Annotated in this window: 13 protein-coding genes; 12 read left to right on the top strand and 1 reads right to left on the bottom strand. The window is 66.9% G+C overall.

Translation table 11 applies throughout. The annotated features are described in order from the left end of the window. Positions 1-56: 56 nt before the first annotated feature. From HW466_RS01435 to HW466_RS01425, 3 genes are all read left to right on the top strand, one after another. Positions 57-620, top strand: a complete 564-nt coding sequence (locus HW466_RS01435; RefSeq protein WP_059451155.1) for an isochorismatase family protein — start codon at positions 57-59, stop codon at positions 618-620. Continuing rightward, positions 617-2074 (top strand): DHA2 family efflux MFS transporter permease subunit, encoded by a 1458-nt coding sequence (locus HW466_RS01430; protein ID WP_060347280.1) that lies wholly within the window; start codon positions 617-619, stop codon positions 2072-2074. Before HW466_RS01435 ends, HW466_RS01430 begins: the two co-directional genes overlap by 4 nt. Positions 2075-2493: 419 nt before the next feature. Further along, positions 2494-3735 carry a mechanosensitive ion channel family protein gene (locus tag HW466_RS01425; RefSeq protein WP_059774092.1) on the top strand — a complete coding sequence of 414 codons (1242 nt, stop codon included), beginning with the start codon at positions 2494-2496 and terminating at the stop codon, positions 3733-3735. A 67-nt stretch (positions 3736-3802) separates the two neighbouring features. On the opposite strand, the gene HW466_RS01420 is transcribed toward HW466_RS01425, so the two are convergent. Continuing rightward, on the bottom strand, positions 3803-5224 hold the full coding sequence (locus HW466_RS01420) for an aminotransferase-like domain-containing protein (RefSeq protein WP_059845654.1): 1422 nt from the start codon (positions 5222-5224) through the stop codon (positions 3803-3805). Positions 5225-5376: 152 nt separating this feature from the next. On the opposite strand from HW466_RS01420, the gene HW466_RS01415 reads away from it, so the two are divergent. The 9 genes from HW466_RS01415 (at position 5377) to ddpX (ending at position 15148) form a co-directional block, all read left to right on the top strand. Next, on the top strand, positions 5377-7701 hold the full coding sequence (locus HW466_RS01415) for an FdhF/YdeP family oxidoreductase (RefSeq protein ID WP_151004350.1): 2325 nt from the start codon (positions 5377-5379) through the stop codon (positions 7699-7701). A 12-nt stretch (positions 7702-7713) separates the two neighbouring features. Further along, positions 7714-8634 carry a bestrophin family protein gene (locus tag HW466_RS01410; RefSeq protein WP_151004352.1) on the top strand — a complete coding sequence of 307 codons (921 nt, stop codon included), beginning with the start codon at positions 7714-7716 and terminating at the stop codon, positions 8632-8634. Positions 8635-8794: 160 nt separating this feature from the next. Further along, positions 8795-9124: a hypothetical protein gene (locus HW466_RS01405; RefSeq protein WP_059545588.1), complete on the top strand. Its 330-nt coding sequence runs from the start codon at positions 8795-8797 to the stop codon at positions 9122-9124. A 244-nt stretch (positions 9125-9368) separates the two neighbouring features. Then, positions 9369-9701, top strand: coding sequence for a sugar ABC transporter ATPase (locus tag HW466_RS01400; RefSeq protein ID WP_151004365.1), 333 nt, complete (start codon positions 9369-9371; stop codon positions 9699-9701). A 138-nt stretch (positions 9702-9839) separates the two neighbouring features. After that, positions 9840-11429, top strand: a complete 1590-nt coding sequence (locus HW466_RS01395) for an ABC transporter substrate-binding protein (RefSeq protein WP_151004355.1) — start codon at positions 9840-9842, stop codon at positions 11427-11429. Between the two features lie 82 nt (positions 11430-11511). Further along, positions 11512-12054 carry a class I SAM-dependent methyltransferase gene (locus HW466_RS01390; RefSeq protein WP_151004357.1) on the top strand — a complete coding sequence of 181 codons (543 nt, stop codon included), beginning with the start codon at positions 11512-11514 and terminating at the stop codon, positions 12052-12054. A 26-nt stretch (positions 12055-12080) separates the two neighbouring features. Continuing rightward, positions 12081-13334, top strand: coding sequence for a hypothetical protein (locus HW466_RS01385; RefSeq protein WP_151004359.1), 1254 nt, complete (start codon positions 12081-12083; stop codon positions 13332-13334). Positions 13335-13683: 349 nt separating this feature from the next. Further along, positions 13684-14568 (top strand): sap1 transcriptional regulator SapR, encoded by an 885-nt coding sequence (gene sapR / locus HW466_RS01380; RefSeq protein WP_059545593.1) that lies wholly within the window; start codon positions 13684-13686, stop codon positions 14566-14568. Between the two features lie 16 nt (positions 14569-14584). Next, positions 14585-15148, top strand: a complete 564-nt coding sequence (gene ddpX / locus HW466_RS01375) for a D-alanyl-D-alanine dipeptidase (protein ID WP_059451143.1) — start codon at positions 14585-14587, stop codon at positions 15146-15148. Positions 15149-15174: the final 26 nt, after the last annotated feature.

The raw sequence follows: 15174 nt of genomic DNA, 5'->3' as shown, positions 1-15174 counted from the left end.
CGCCGCGCGGCATCGCGCGCGCGCTTTCCCTCGCCCATTCACGGAGCCTTCACGCCATGAGCACAACCCGTCTCGACACGCAAACGGCACTCGTCGTCATCGACCTGCAGAAGGGCATCGTCGCGCTGCCCGCCGCCCATCCGGTCGCACCGGTGATCGAGCATACGCGCGAGCTGCTTGACGCCTTCCGTAGCCGCGGCCTGCCGGTCGTGCTCGTGAACGTCGCCGGCGGTGCGCCGGGCCGCACGCAGCAGCAGGTGCGTCTGGATGCCCTTCCCGCCGACTGGACGGATCTCCTGCCCGAACTGAACCGCCAGCCAAGCGACCATGTCGTGACGAAGAAGACCTGGGGCGCATTTACCGGCACCGGTCTCGACGCGCACCTGAAAGCGGCCGGCGTCACGCAGATCGTGCTGGCCGGCATCGCGACGAGCATCGGCGTCGAATCGACGGCCCGGCAGGCGCACGAGCTCGGCTACAACGTGACGCTCGCGATCGACGCAATGACCGACCTCAACGCCGACGCGCATGCGAACAGCGTCGAGCGGCTGTTTCCGCGCCTGGGCGAGACGGGTTCGACGCAGGAAATCATCGCGCTGCTCGACCGGCGCGGCGCGTGAACGACCAACGCGCCCGGCCGGCGCCGGACCATGCGGCCGGCCGGCTCGATCCGTCGATCTGGAAAGTCAGCGCGGTGGCGACGCTCGGCTCGCTGCTGTCGCAACTCGACGCGACGATCGTCAACGTCTCGCTGGCGAGCCTCGCGACCGACCTGCACGCGAGCCTGTCGACGATCCAGTGGGTGACGAGCGGCTACCTGCTCGCGCTCACGCTGGTGTTGCCGCTGAACGGCTGGCTGGTCGACCGCATCGGCGCGAAGGCGCTCTACCTGTGGTGTTTCTCCGCGTTCACGCTGACGTCGGCGCTGTGCGGGCTCGCGTGGTCCGCGCCGTCGCTGATCGCATTCCGCGTGTTGCAGGGCGTGAGCGGCGGGCTGCTCGCGCCGATGGCGCAGATGATGATCGCGCGCGTGGCCGGCCAGCAGATGGCGCGCGTGATCGGTTATGCCGCGGTGCCCGTGCTGATCGCGCCGATCCTCGGGCCGGTCGTTGCCGGCGCGATCCTGCAGCACGCATCGTGGCGCTGGCTGTTTCTCGTGAATCTGCCGGTCGGTGCACTGGCACTTGCGCTGGCCGTATGGTTCCTGCCGGGCGACCGCGTGGAAGCGCAGCGGCGCGAGCTCGACTGGATCGGCCTCGCGCTGCTGTCGCCGGCGCTCGTGCTGTTCCTGTATGGCGCCGAGCGCATCGGCGCGGTGTCCGGTCTCACCGCGGTCACGGCGTCGGTGCTGCTGCTCGCCGCGTTCCTGCGCATCGAGCGGCGCAAGGGCGCGCATGCGCTGATCGACCTCGCGCTGTTTCGCTCGCGCGTGTTCGGCGCGGCCGCTGCCACGCAATTCCTGTCGAACGGCGCGATCTACGCGGGCCAGATGCTGATTCCGGTATTCCTGATCCAGGCGTGCGGCCGCTCGCCCGGCGAGATGGGCTGGCTGCTGGCGCCGCTCGGGCTCGGCATGCTCGTCACCTATCCGTCGATGGGCGCGTTGACCGGCCGCTTCGGCGTGCGCCGGCTCGCCGCCGCCGGTGCGCTGCTCGCGCTGGCCGCGACGCTGCCGTTCGTGTATCTCGCGCTCGCCGGCTACGATCCATACGTGCTGGTGCCTGCGCTGTTTTTGCGCGGCATGGGCCAGAGCGCGATCGGCGCACCGTCGATTTCCGCCGCGTATGCGTCGGTCGAACGGCGCAACCTGCCGATGGCGACGACGTCGCTCAATATCGTCCAGCGCCTCGGCGGCCCGACGTTCACGACGATGTGCACGCTGTTTCTCGCATGGCGGCTGCATGCCGAAGCCGAATCGGCGACGGGCGGCACGCACGGGGCCGCGTATGCGTGGGCGTTCGGGCTGCTTTGCGCACTGCATGCGGCGAGTTTCGCGACGACGCTGCGGCTGCCGCGATGGTCGAGCGGCGCGGGCGGGAGGCCAGCGACGGACGCGCGTTCCGGTTCGCGCTGAATGCCGGCGCCGCGTCGAACGTCATCGCCAAACCGTTCGGGTTGTGCCGCAGCAGCCAGACACTGCTGACGAACCCTTGCGGCCAATGCCAGGCCTTGTCGATGCCGCGCTTGCCGCCGCGCGCAATGCGCGTGGAGAGCCACGACAGATGCAGCGAGCCGGGCACCTTCTTCCCCGCTTGCCGCTATGCGACACGGGCTCCGAGCGGGCATTGCCGCAACGCGCGCAGTGTGTTGCGAAGCATGAAAATCGGGCGGTGCCACGCAACCTCGGCATTGTTCCGGCGCCCTGCGTCATGCATTCGCGACATGCGGCCGGAACCCGATGGCACAATCACGGTCCCTTTCATACACCCTTCACCGGGTGCGCGCCGCATCGCGGCGCAGATTCAACCCACGAGCAATACCCTTCCTGCCCCCATGACCCTGAACGAATCCTGGTTTGCGCCGCTCGTCGGCGTCCTCATCCTGCTCGCGGCCGCCGGCGCGATCGCGGCCGCCGTCCATTTCCTGCTGTTCCGCGTCGTCGCGCGTCTTGCGCGGCTGTCGGCCACCCGCATCGACGACGCGCTGTTCGAGTTCGGCGCGTTCAAATGGCTGAACCGCATCGTGCCGTTCGTCGTGATCAAGCTCGGGCTCGGCGCGGTGCCCGGCATCCCTGCCGTGGCCGCGCAGGCCGCCGACAAGGTGCTGTTCGCGCTGATCGTGTTCCTGGTGTCGATGACGATCAGCACGACGCTGTCCGCGCTCGAGCACACGCATCGCACGAGCCGGCGCGACCAGCCGCGCCTGTCGCTGAAAGGCGCGATGCAGCTCGTCAAGCTCGTGATGTTCATCACGGCCGCGCTCGTCGTGATCGGCGACGCGACCGGCAAGCAGATCGGCCTGCTGCTGTCGGGCATCGGCGCGATGTCGGCGGTGCTGATGCTGATCTTCAAGGACACGCTGCTTGGTCTCGTTGCCGGCGTGCAGCTGTCGTCGAACGACATGCTGCGGATCGGCGACTGGATCACGATGCCGTCGGCCGGCGCGGACGGCACGGTGATCGACATCACGCTGAACACGGTCAAGGTCGCGAACTTCGATCACACGATCATCACGGTGCCTACATGGAAGCTGATCACCGAGAGCTACCAGAACTGGCGCGGGATGACGGAGGCCGGCGGACGCCGCATCAAGCGCGCGCTGTTCATCGACGCGACCAGCGTGCGCTTTCTCGGCAACGACGAGATCGAACGGCTCGAACGCCTGACGCTTCTGAAGGACTACCTCGAAGACAAGATCGATGCGATCTCGCAATGGAACGGCACGCTCGGCGCGGCCGGCGAATGCCCGGCGAACCGCCGTCAGCTGACGAACCTCGGCACGTTCCGCGCGTACGTCGCGAACTACCTGAAGGGCCATCCGCGAATCCGCCGCGACATGACATGCATGGCACGCCAGTTGCCGCTGACGGCCGAGGGCATTCCGCTCGAACTGTACTGCTTCACCGACACGACGACCTGGGTCGACTACGAGGCGATCCAGTCCGACCTGTTCGATCATCTGATCGCGGTGCTGCCGGAGTTCGGGCTGCGCGTGTACCAGCATCCATCCGGCTTCGACATGCGCCGGATGGCCGGCGCGGTGCAAGCCGACCAGCCCGCGCCGCACGCACTGTAATGCTCGCTGCGGCGGCCCGCAACGGGTCGCCGCCGGCAGCGCGGCATCGCGGCGCGCATGGCGCCGCTCACCGCGCGGCGCATTCGGACGCGAGCCGTCCCACCACCTTCAGCGCATCCTCGATCTGCCGCGACCACGGATAACTGTAGTTGAGACGGATGAAGTGCCGGTAATCGGCGCTCGCCGAGAACATGTGGCCAGGCCCGATCGTGATGCCCTGTGCGAGCGCGAGCGCATACAGCTTCATCGCATCGACCGGCGGCGGCAACTCGACCCACAGCACATACCCGCCTTGCGGCTGCGACAATCGCGTGCCTTCCGGGAAGAAGCGCCGCACCAGCGCGCTCATCAGGCTCGCCTGCTGCGCATACTGCTTGCGCATGCGCCGCAGGTGGAAATCGTAGCCGTCGTACTTCAGGTATTCGGCGATCGCGAGCTGCTCGATCGCGGGCGTCGCGAGCGTGTTCAGGAATTTCAGCTTCTCGACCTGGTCGCGGTAGCGGCCGGGCATCGCCCAGCCGATCCGGTAGCGCGGCGACAGGCTCTTCGTGAACGACGCGCAGTGCAGCACGAGGCCGTGGCGGTCGTACGACTTCAGCGCACTCGGCGTCGTGTCGCCGTAATGCAGCTCGTGATAGACGTCGCTCTCGATCGCCGGTACGTCGTGCTTCGCGAGCAGCTCCACGAGCGCACGCTTGCGCGCATCGGGCATCTGGAAGCCGAGCGGGTTGTGGAAGTTCGGCATCACCATGCAGGCGGCGATGCGCTCACGCGCGAGGATCCGTTCGAGCGCGTCGAGATCGATGCCGTCGCCCGGATGCGTCGCCACTTCGAGCGCACGCATGCCCATCCGCTCGATCGCGTGCAGCATCGCGTAGAACGTCGGCGACTCCACCGCGATCGTGTCGCCGGGCTTGGCGACGGCCTGCAGGCACAGGTTGATCGCTTCCGTCGCGCCGATCGTCATCACGATCTCGCCCGGTTCGACCTGGATGCCTCGCTCCGCGTAGCGCCGCGCGATCTGGCGGATCAGTTCCTGGTTGCCGGGCGGCAGATCGTCGATCACGCCCCAGCGCGTGCGGCGCCGGCCGATTGCCTGCGCGTAGCGCGCAAGGCGCTGCACCGGGAACTGCGACGCATCGGGATACGGCGAACCGAGCGGCACCGCGTCGTCGCGCGCGATCGAGCGCAGCGTCGACAGCACGAGCCGGCTCACGTCCACCGCCGACGGCTCGGCGGCCGGTGCCGACACGTGCAGCTCGGCCGCCGCGGGCACCGCGGCCCGCGCCCGCACGAAGTAACCCGACTGCGGCCGGCTCTCGATCAGTCCGCGGCTCTCGAGCACGAGATACGCGCGCAGCACGGTCGTCACGCTGAGCTGCTGCTGCCGGCTCGCCTGACGCACCGACGGAATCCGCTCGCCGGGCCGGTACACGCCGCGCTCGATCTGCGCCTGCAGATCGTCGGCCAGTTGTTCGTAACGCTTCACGCGCCTCCCTTTCAACTTCCCTTCAACAACACAGTTGCGGCCCGCATTGCCTGACTGGCCGCAACTGTACTCTTTTTTGAAGATGAAAGGTGTACACACAGCGGCGCGCGCACCGCGCGTACGCTCCGTGCATCGATCCCGACACACGCATCATGAAAAAGAAATCCGCCGCCGCGCGCATCGAACCCTACACCCACCCGGCCGCCGGCTGGGGCGCGCTGAAAGCCGTCACGATCAACCTGATCAAGGAAAAGGTCGCGGGCGGCAACTACCGCACGCTGCTGCGCCAGAACCAGCCGGACGGCTTCGACTGCCCGGGCTGCGCGTGGCCCGACCGCCAGCATGCATCGACGTTCGAATTCTGCGAAAACGGCGTGAAGGCCGTGGCCGCCGAGGCGACGAGCAAGCGCGTGACGCCTGAATTCTTCGCCGCGCACACCGTCACCGAGCTGCTCGAACAGACGGATTTCGAACTCGAACAGCACGGCCGCCTGACCGACCCGATGGTGTACGACGCGCGGACCGACCGCTACGTGCCGATCGCGTGGGACGACGCATTCAAGCTGATCGCGCGCCACCTGCGCGCGCTGCCCGACCCGAACCAGGCGGCGTTCTACACGTCCGGCCGCGCGAGCAACGAGGCGGCGTTCCTGTACCAGCTGCTCGTGCGGATGTACGGCACGAACAACTTCCCCGACTGCTCGAACATGTGCCACGAGGCGACGAGCCGCGGGCTGCCGGCGTCGGTCGGCGTCGGCAAGGGCACCGTCACGCTCGACGATTTCGAGCACGCGGACACGCTGCTGATCTTCGGCCAGAACCCGGCAACCAACCATCCGCGGATGATGGGCGAGCTGCGCGAATGCGCGAAGCGCGGCGCGACGATCGTGTCGATCAATCCGTTGAAGGAACGCGGACTCGAGCGCTTCGCCGATCCGCAAAGCCCGCTCGAGATGCTGACGATGTCGGGTACCAACATCGCGTCGACCTTCATCCAGCCGACGATCGGCGGCGATTTCGCGCTGATCAAGGGCATGGCGAAGCGCGTGCTCGAACTCGACGATGCCGCGCGCGCCGCCAGTGCGCCGCGTGTCGTCGACACCGCGTTCATCGACGCGCACACGGCCGGCTTCGATGCGTTCGCCGACGATCTGCGCAACGAAAGCTGGTCCGCGCTGACGGCCGAAAGCGGCGTGCCGTACGAGCAGATCGACGGCCTCGCGCAGCTCTATGCGCGCAGCCAGCGCGTGATCGCGACCTGGGGGATGGGCATCACGCAGCACAAGCATTCGGTCGCAACCGTGCAGATGCTGACGAACCTGATGCTGATGCGCGGCAACATCGGCCGCCCCGGCGCGGGCCTGTGCCCGGTGCGCGGCCACTCGAACGTGCAGGGCAACCGCACGGTCGGCATCGAGGAAAAGCCGTCGCAGGCGTTCCTCGACCGGCTCGGCAACGTGTTCGACTTCACGCCGCCGCGCCACCACGGCTACGACGTCGTCGAAACCATCGAAGGCATGCTCGAAGGCCGCGTGAAGGTGCTGATCGGTCTCGGCGGCAACTTCGCGATGGCGACGCCCGACACGCCGCGCACATGGGAAGGCATGCGCCGCTGCGATCTGTCCGTGCACATCACGACGAAGCTGAACCGCAGTCACCTGATCCACGGCCGCGATGCGCTGATCCTGCCGACGCTCGGCCGCACCGAGATCGACCTGCAGGACAACGTCGCGCAGGGCGTGACGGTCGAGGATTCGATGAGCATGGTCCACGTGTCGTACGGGATGAACAAGCCGGCGTCGCCGAACCTGATGTCGGAGCCCGCGATCGTCGCGCACATCGGCCACGCGCTGTTCGGCAGCGGCAAGATCGACTGGCTCGCATACAAGGACGACTACGCGAAAATCCGCGACGCGATCGAGGCGACCGTCGACGGCTTCCACGACTACAACACGCGTATTGCGCGGCCGGGCGGCTTCCACCTGCGCGTCGCGTCGCGCGAGCGCGAATGGCTGACGCCGACGGGCAAGGCGAACTTCATCGCGCATGCGCTGCCGACCGACACGCCGATCCAGCGCGCCCGCGCGCTGCACGGCGAGCGCCTGATGACGCTGATGACGACGCGCTCGCACGACCAGTACAACACGACCGTCTACGGGCTCGACGATCGCTATCGCGGCGTGTACGGCCAACGCCGCGTGGTCTTCATCAATCGCGACGATCTCGCGATGCTCGGCCTGAAGGCCGGCGAATGGGTGGACATGGAAACGGTGTGGCACGACGGCATCGAGCGGCGCGCGGACGGTTTCCTGCTCGTCGAATACGACATTCCGCGCGGCTGCATCGGCGCGTACTACCCGGAAACGAACCCGCTGGTTCCGCTCGACAGCGTCGGCGACGTATGCAACACGCCGACGTCGAAATCGGTGCCCGTGCTGCTGCATCGCGCGGCCGCGCCGGCATCGGCCGCCGCCTGACGGAGCGCCGCGATGATCGTTCGGCCGCGCGAGCACTGGCTTCGCATGCTGCTTGTCTGGAACGGATCGGTGCTGCCGACCATCCTGCCGCAACTCGTGCTGACGCTCGCGATCAGCCTGGTCGCGGTTTGGGGCGGCGGCCGCGTGCTCGGCGAGAAGGTGCCGTTGAACCCGACGCCGTTCACGCTGATCGGCCTCACGCTCGCGATCTTCGCGGGGTTTCGCAACAACGCGAGCTACGAACGCTATCGCGAAGGACGGCAGCTGTGGGGCGGCGTGCTAACCGCCACGCGCACGCTGGTGTCGCAGGCGCTCTGCTACGGCGCGATCGACGGCGACGCCCACGCACGTCAGGCGTTCGTCCGCAAGGTCGTCGCGTTCGTGCATGCGTTGAAGCATCAGCTGCGCGGCACCGATCCCGCGGCGGACCTGCGCACGCTGCTCGACGACGCGACCTGTGCACGCATCGCGGCCGCCCGGTTCGCACCGGTCACGATCGTCCATGAGCTGCGCGAAGCGTTCGCCGCGCGCGCCGACGCCGGCCATCTCGCCGATACCCGGCTGTGGATGCTCGACGCGCGCCTCGACGATCTCGTGTCGATGGTGAGCGGCTGCGAGCGCATCGCGTCGACGCCGATCCCGTTCTCGTACGACGTGCTGCTGCACCGGACCATCTACGCGTACTGCGTGCTGCTGCCGTTCGGCCTCGTCGACTCGATCGGCGCCGCGACGCCGTTCGTGACCGTGTTCGTGGCCTATACGCTGATCGCGCTCGATGCGATCGCGCATGCGATCGCCGAGCCGTTCGGGGACGGACCCAACCACCTCGCCCTCGACGCGATGACGCGGACGATCGAGCGCACGCTGCTCGAACTGAACCGCGAACCGTTGCCGGCGGAACTGACACCGGGCCCCGCGTATCGGCTCACCTGACGGGCTCGACGGCCGACGCGCCACCCACGCTCCGCCCGCCAGGCCGCTGTAATGAAGACTTGCAATCGATACAGCCGGAAACGTCAACAGTCGCGGCCCTCGCAGCGTTTTTTCGACAAGCGCGCACGTTTCGTGACGCGCAACGACAGGAGAAAACGTCATGCGAGCCCTTACCCGCCATCTCGCGATCGCCGCCACCCTGATGTCGGTACTGACCGGCACCGCGTTCGCCGAAACGCCGTGGCAGCAAGCGCATCCGCGCCGCGAAGAGGTCAACCAGCGCCTCGCCAACCAGAATCGCCGGATCCGTCACGAAGTGAAGGAAGGCGAGATGTCGCACGCCCGGGCCGCGCGCCTGCATCGTGACGACCGCAGGATCCGCCAGGAAGAGCGGGACATGGCCGCGCAGGATCACGGCCACATTACGCAGAGCGAAAAGCACGTGCTGAACCAGCAGGAAAATGCGGTCAGCCACAAGATCGGCCAGTAACGCCGGCAAGCGTCGATTCGCCATCGCTTGAAACGCCCGCTGCCGCCATGCGGCAGCGGGTGCTTGTTGTATCGAATCGTTTCAGCAGGCAGATCGCGTGGAATGCCGCGGGTATACTCCGACGTCAGCCGCCACCCGAATCGACCGTCAGGAACGGCACGATTCCGGCGGTTTCGTCGCGAAGCTCCGCGTTTCGCGTACCCCGCGCCCCAGCCTCGACACGAGACACACGACGATCCCGATGATGAAACGATTCCTGCTGCTCCTTCCCGCCGCCCTGCTCGCCGCCTGCGGCTCGGCGCCCTCGTCCGATTCGGCCGCGTCCGGTTCGGCACCGATGATCTACGTGTCGTCCGCGCGCCCGGCCTACGCGATCGCAAACTGCCTCTACAGCCGCCTGTCCGGCACCGAGCAGTCGCAGCACAACGGCGTGACCGACATCACCGTCGGGTCGCGCTCGTATTTCGTCACGCTCACGCCGTCGGGCAACGGTTCGGTCGTCAAGGTCGTGCGCGGCTCGGGCAACGAGCCGGCCGAGGAAGCGATGCGCTTCGCGATCGCGCGCTGCGTGATCTGACCGCCGCCGGTGCCGGGCGCCCCGCCCGGCCCGCACCCCGCATCATCCGGGCGCCGACCTGCGCGCTCGTCGAATTTTTTCATCCGGGCTGCCGTCGATGAGAGAATCGCACCACGATTCCCTTTCAACGGAGCCCGCATGAAGCATCTGCTGTCCCGGCTGTTCGTCAGCGCCGCGCTCGTCGCACTCGTTCCGGCGCTGCCGGCGCAGGCCGCGACGCCGCCCGGCATCTTCGTCGTCGCCACCCAGCTCGGCGAATTCACGACCCTCGATCCGAGTGAAATCTACGAGCTCGTGCCGTCCGAGTACGTCGCGAACACCTACGAACGGCTCGTGCGGGTCGACCTGAAGGATCCGACGCGCTTCGACGGGCAGATCGCACAATCATGGTCGGTCGGCGCCGACGGCGTCACCTACACGTTCAAGCTGCGCCCCGGCGTCACGTTCCACTCGGGCAACCCGGTCACCGCCGACGACGTCGCGTGGTCGCTGCAGCGCACCATCCTGCTCGACAAGGGCCCGGCCGGCGTGCTCGCCGATCTCGGCCTCACGAAGGCGAACGTGATGCAGAAGGTGCGTGCGATCGACGCGCAAACCTTCGTGCTCGAAACCGACCGCAAGTACGCGCCGAGCTTCGTGCTCAACGTGCTGAGCGCGTGTCCGGCGTCGGTGCTCGACAAGAAGCTGCTGATGTCGCACCAGCAAGGCAACGATTTCGGCAGCGCGTGGCTGAGGACCAACGATGCGGGCTCGGGCCCGTACCAGCTCGTCAAGTGGACGCCGAACGAAAGCATCGTGCTGCAGCGTTTCGACCAGTACCGCGCGCCGTACCCGATGAAGCGCGTCGTGCTGCGCCACGTGCCCGAGGCCTCCGCGCAGCGGCTGCTGCTCGAGAACGGCGACGTCGACGCGGCGCGCAACCTGAGCCCCGACAGCCTGGCCGCGCTGACCAAGGCGGGCAAGATCAAGGTCGCGTCGTGGCCGGTGTCCGCGCTGCTGTACCTGAGCCTGAACACGAAGAATCCGAATCTCGCGAAGCCCGAGGTACAACAGGCGATGAAGTGGCTGGTCGACTACGACGGCATCCAGCGCAACATCGTCAGCACGACGTACAAAGTGCACGAGACCTTCCTGCCCGAAGGCTTCCTCGGCACGCTGAACGCGAACCCGTACAAGCTCGACGTCGCGAAGGCGAAGGCGCTGCTCGCGAAGGCCGGCTTGCCGAACGGCTTCGACGTGACGATGGACATGCCGAACGATTACCCGTACCTCGAGATCGCGCAGGCACTGCAGGCGAACTTCGCGCAGGGCGGCATTCGCGTGAAGCTGATTCCCGGCGATGCGAAGCAGGCGATCGGCAAATACCGCGCGCGCCAGCACGACATCTTCATCGGCGAATGGTCGCCCGACTACATGGACCCGAACAGCAACGCGCGCGGCTTCGCGTGGAATCCCGACAATTCCGACCAGTCGAAGACGAAGATGCTCGCGTGGCGCAACAGCTGGGACATCCCGCAACTGACGAAGGACACCGAGGCCGCGCTCGTCGAGCCGTCGCCCGCGAAGCGCGCGCAGCGTTACGAGGCACTGCAGAAGGCCGTGCTCGCGAACTCGCCGTTCGTCATCATGTTCGAGAAGGTCGTGCAGGTCGCGACGCGCCCCGGCACGACCGGGCCGGAAATCGGGCCGATCAACGATCTCGTGTCGTACCGTACGCTGAAAAAGTAAGTCGCGACGCTGCCCGCGCGGCCGGCGATGCCGGCGCGCGGGCGCGGTCATCATCCAACACGCTTCGCTCGGGGACTACGCAATGCGCTCATTACAGGAACTGCGCCTGGAATTTCTCCAGTACAAGATCGAACCGATCGGCTGGCTCGGCGACAGCCCGTCGCGCTTCGACTTCTACACCCGCACCGCGCAAGGTTGCGACAGCATCGTCGAGCTGGGCGTATTCACCGGCCTGACTACCACGGCCTTCATGCTCGCGCAGCCGAAACGGCTCGTATCGGTCGACATCACCGATCAGTATTTCCACATCCAGGACGAGCTGAAGCACGCGGCGAAGGCACTGGCGGTCGACTTCGAATTCAGGATCGCCGACGATCTCGCGATGGAGCCGCTTGCGTCCGACCTGCTGTTCATCGACACCACGCACACGTACGAGCAAACGCTCGCCGAACTGAACCGGTTCGGCCCGCTCGCGCGCAAGAAGATCGTGCTGCACGACATGAACACGTCGGGCGTCTACCAGGCCGTATTCCAATGGCTGTGGGACAACAAGCAGTTTCACATCACGTATCACGACAGTCGCGGCTGCGGCGCGGTCGTCTGCGAGCGTCACGTCGGTTATTGAGCCGCGCACGCGCTACGGGAGGCACCATGCATTCGAACGGGCACGCGGTCTGCGTGGCGATCAACGACAACAATCGCGCGTGGTACGAGATGCTCGTGCCGTTCCTGCTGTCGCTGCGGCACACGGGTTACGACGGGCAGGTGGCCGTCATCGGTTACGGGCTGTCCGGGCACAAGCGGCGCATCCTGGAAAGCCAGTCGGTCGAGGTCATCGAAGCATCGAGCGCGCATGCGCTGCCGGTCGGCCGCTTCATCGAGGCCGCCGACTATTGCGCGCGCAATCCGCACATCACGAAACTCGCGCTGTACGACGCGGACATCTGGTTCTGCGCGCCGTCGTTCGACCTGTTCTCCCGGATCGCCGACGATCGCCTGTATGCCTGCCCCGACCCGCTGTTCTGCACGTTCGTGGTCACGCCGCTGATCGGCGAGCGGCGCGACGAGCATTGGCGCCTCGTCGTCGACGAGGTGCAGGCACGTCACGGCGGTGCGCTGCAGGCGGGCCTCGTCGCCGGCACGGCCAGCGCATGGGCGCGCTTCGCGACGCATCTGCGCGACTGCGTCGCCCGCATCGGCACCGACTTCCAGGAATGCTTCGGCATCGACACGACGTTCCTGCATCTGTGGAGCGCACGCGGCGAAACCGCATTGCTCGACCCGGTTCAGAACTTCGTCAGCAAGTACGGCATTCACGAATCGTTCGACTCGGGCAACGGCACCACGACACTGCGTTACCAGGGTGAACCGATCCGCGCGCTGCACATGACCGGTGACATCCGCTTCCTCGACCGCTGGCGCTACTACGCGAACCACGTCGACGCCGCGTTGCGCGACGGCGTGCCGTTCGCGCTGTCGGACGGCACGCCGTCGCCGTGCGACACGGCCGCCGCGCGCATCGCCGCGACCGCGTTCATGCGTTCATCCGGGCTGACCGTGACTTCCGCCGCGGTCGAGCGCAGCGCGGGCGCGTATCTGCAGGCGATCGACGAACCGGGCGGCACGATGGTCGTCGGCAGCGGCAACCACGAGATCGTGTTGACCGCGACCCGCGACATCGCGCGACTGAACGTGTACATCACGCATCCGTCCGGCTCGCCGTCGCCGCTGCGATGCGAGGTGATGATCGACGGACAGGCGCAGCGCAAGGGCACCGAACTGATGGCGCACTTCTGGTATCGGATCGCGGCCGGCACCGTCGTCACGCTGCGCTCGACGAGCCTCGGCGGCCAGCAGTGCAATGCGATCTGGCGGCTGCGCGAGACGTCGGACATGCAGCAGTAGTCGGTGGGCAGCGCGTCGAACGCTTGCGCGCCCGGCGTCAGGCGGACGGCAGGATCTGACCGAGTTACGCAGGGGTATTGACAATGAAGTTCGCGGCGGGGAATCCAGTGGGGCAATGAGCGCAGCCTATTTCTGTCAGGCATAAACGCAAATTATCCCTGACAGGCATAAATGCAGAATATCTCTGACAGAAATACATTCCCGCGCTGTTCGCCCGGACTGTCGTCGAAACGCCCCCCACATCTATCACCCTTCGATACGCAATAGTTTTTATTCGCTGGCGCCCAAGATTTTGGCTTTGTTAGATGGATGACAATGAACCACCGAATGACAACGATCTAACACCGCAATGACCTGCGCATTCGCCCACACCGTCGAATCCCGCTTTGCCGAGTTGACGCCGACCGCGAAGCGCATCGCAAGCTACATGCTCGCGAACCTCGATCGGCTCGGCCTCGAAACCGCCGACCAGATCGCGCAGCAGACCGGCACCAGCGGCATTTCGGTCGGACGATTTCTGCGAAGCGTCGGTTACCGCAATCTCGACGACCTGAAACGCGAGTTGCGCGGCGGCAGCGATCGCCCGTGGATGATCACCGACCGCCTCGACGAATACCGCCGCGCCGCCACGCAAACGACCGCCGGCGAGCGCGACAGCGATCGCGGCAACAGCGCGCTCGCATCGTCGCTCGACCGCGAGCTCGACGCGATCCGCCACGTGTACCGGCTCGCCGAAGAACCCGTGTTCGCGCAAGTCGCGGACCGGATCGCGCATGCCGACGCCGTCTTCATCCTCGGCATCCAGTCGACCCGCGGCATCAGCAATGCATTCAGCAGCTATCTCGAATACCTGCGCCCGCGCGTGTTCTATTCCGACGGCCAGTCGGGCTCGTACGTCGATTCGCTGAATTCCGAGTTCGAGCGACCGTACTGCATCGTCACCGACACGCGCGCCTACTCGCGCAGCGCACGCCGCTATTGCCAGGCCGCTGCCGAACGCGGCCAGCCGTTCGCGCTCGTCACCGATCTGTATTGCCCGTGGGCGCGCGAATGGCCGGCCGACCTGCTGCAGGTGAAGACCGACGTCGGCCAGTTCTGGGATTCGCTCGCGCCGCTCACCTGCCTGTTCAACCTGCTGATCACCGCCGTGGTCGACCGCCTCGGTCCCGCGATCGACCGGCGCGTCGCACGCAACCGCGAACTGCAACGCACGTTCGACCAATTCGAATCCTGAGCAAACCGGACCGCCGATGACCCATCACCGCCTCGTCGAAATCACGCCCGCCACGCATCGCGTCGAGATCGATCTCGTCTACGCGACCGAGCGCAACCTGACCGGCAAGCCGATCTACCGCAACGCGCACTGTCTGCTGCTGGAGCCGGCCGAAGCCGCGTTGCGCCGCGCGGTCGACGTCGCCGCGCAGGCCGGCTTCACGCTGCGCATCTACGACGCGTACCGGCCGCCGCAGGCGCAGCAGGTGCTGTGGGATTTCCTGCCCGATCCGAACTTCGTCGCCGATCTCGGCCGCGGCTCGAACCACAGCCGCGGCACCGCGCTCGACCTGACGCTCGTCGGCGCGAACGGCGAGCCGCTCGACATGGGCACCGGCTTCGACGAGATGATCGCGGCGTCGGGCCACTTTCACGCGGGCTTGCCCGAGCAGGTGCAACGCAACCGGCTGCTGCTGCTCGGCGTGATGCATGCGGCCGGCTTCGCGCATATCGACAGCGAGTGGTGGCACTACGAACTTCCCGGTTCGCGCGCGCTGCCGCCGATCGACAATGCGGCGAGCGGCCCGTGGCGCCTCATGTAACGACGTCGCCCAACCTTTTTCATGCA

This window comes from Burkholderia territorii (assembly GCF_902833055.1).
Lineage (GTDB): Bacteria > Pseudomonadota > Gammaproteobacteria > Burkholderiales > Burkholderiaceae > Burkholderia > Burkholderia territorii.
The sequence above is the reverse complement of the archived record's forward strand: the minus strand, read 5'-3'. Positions and strand labels throughout refer to the sequence as shown.

Excerpts from the sequence above, each read along its gene's own strand:
- HW466_RS01405 (WP_059545588.1), top strand. The coding sequence starts at position 8,795 with ATGCGAGCCCTTACCCGCCATCTCGCGATCGCCGCCACCCTGATGTCG.
- HW466_RS01400 (WP_151004365.1), top strand. The coding sequence starts at position 9,369 with ATGAAACGATTCCTGCTGCTCCTTCCCGCCGCCCTGCTCGCCGCCTGC.
- HW466_RS01390 (WP_151004357.1), top strand. The coding sequence starts at position 11,512 with ATGCGCTCATTACAGGAACTGCGCCTGGAATTTCTCCAGTACAAGATC.
- HW466_RS01410 (WP_151004352.1), top strand. The coding sequence starts at position 7,714 with ATGATCGTTCGGCCGCGCGAGCACTGGCTTCGCATGCTGCTTGTCTGG.
- HW466_RS01425 (WP_059774092.1), top strand. The coding sequence starts at position 2,494 with ATGACCCTGAACGAATCCTGGTTTGCGCCGCTCGTCGGCGTCCTCATC.
- sapR (WP_059545593.1), top strand. The coding sequence starts at position 13,684 with ATGACCTGCGCATTCGCCCACACCGTCGAATCCCGCTTTGCCGAGTTG.
- HW466_RS01385 (WP_151004359.1), top strand. The coding sequence starts at position 12,081 with ATGCATTCGAACGGGCACGCGGTCTGCGTGGCGATCAACGACAACAAT.
- ddpX (WP_059451143.1), top strand. The coding sequence starts at position 14,585 with ATGACCCATCACCGCCTCGTCGAAATCACGCCCGCCACGCATCGCGTC.
- HW466_RS01435 (WP_059451155.1), top strand. The coding sequence starts at position 57 with ATGAGCACAACCCGTCTCGACACGCAAACGGCACTCGTCGTCATCGAC.
- HW466_RS01395 (WP_151004355.1), top strand. The coding sequence starts at position 9,840 with ATGAAGCATCTGCTGTCCCGGCTGTTCGTCAGCGCCGCGCTCGTCGCA.
- HW466_RS01415 (WP_151004350.1), top strand. The coding sequence starts at position 5,377 with ATGAAAAAGAAATCCGCCGCCGCGCGCATCGAACCCTACACCCACCCG.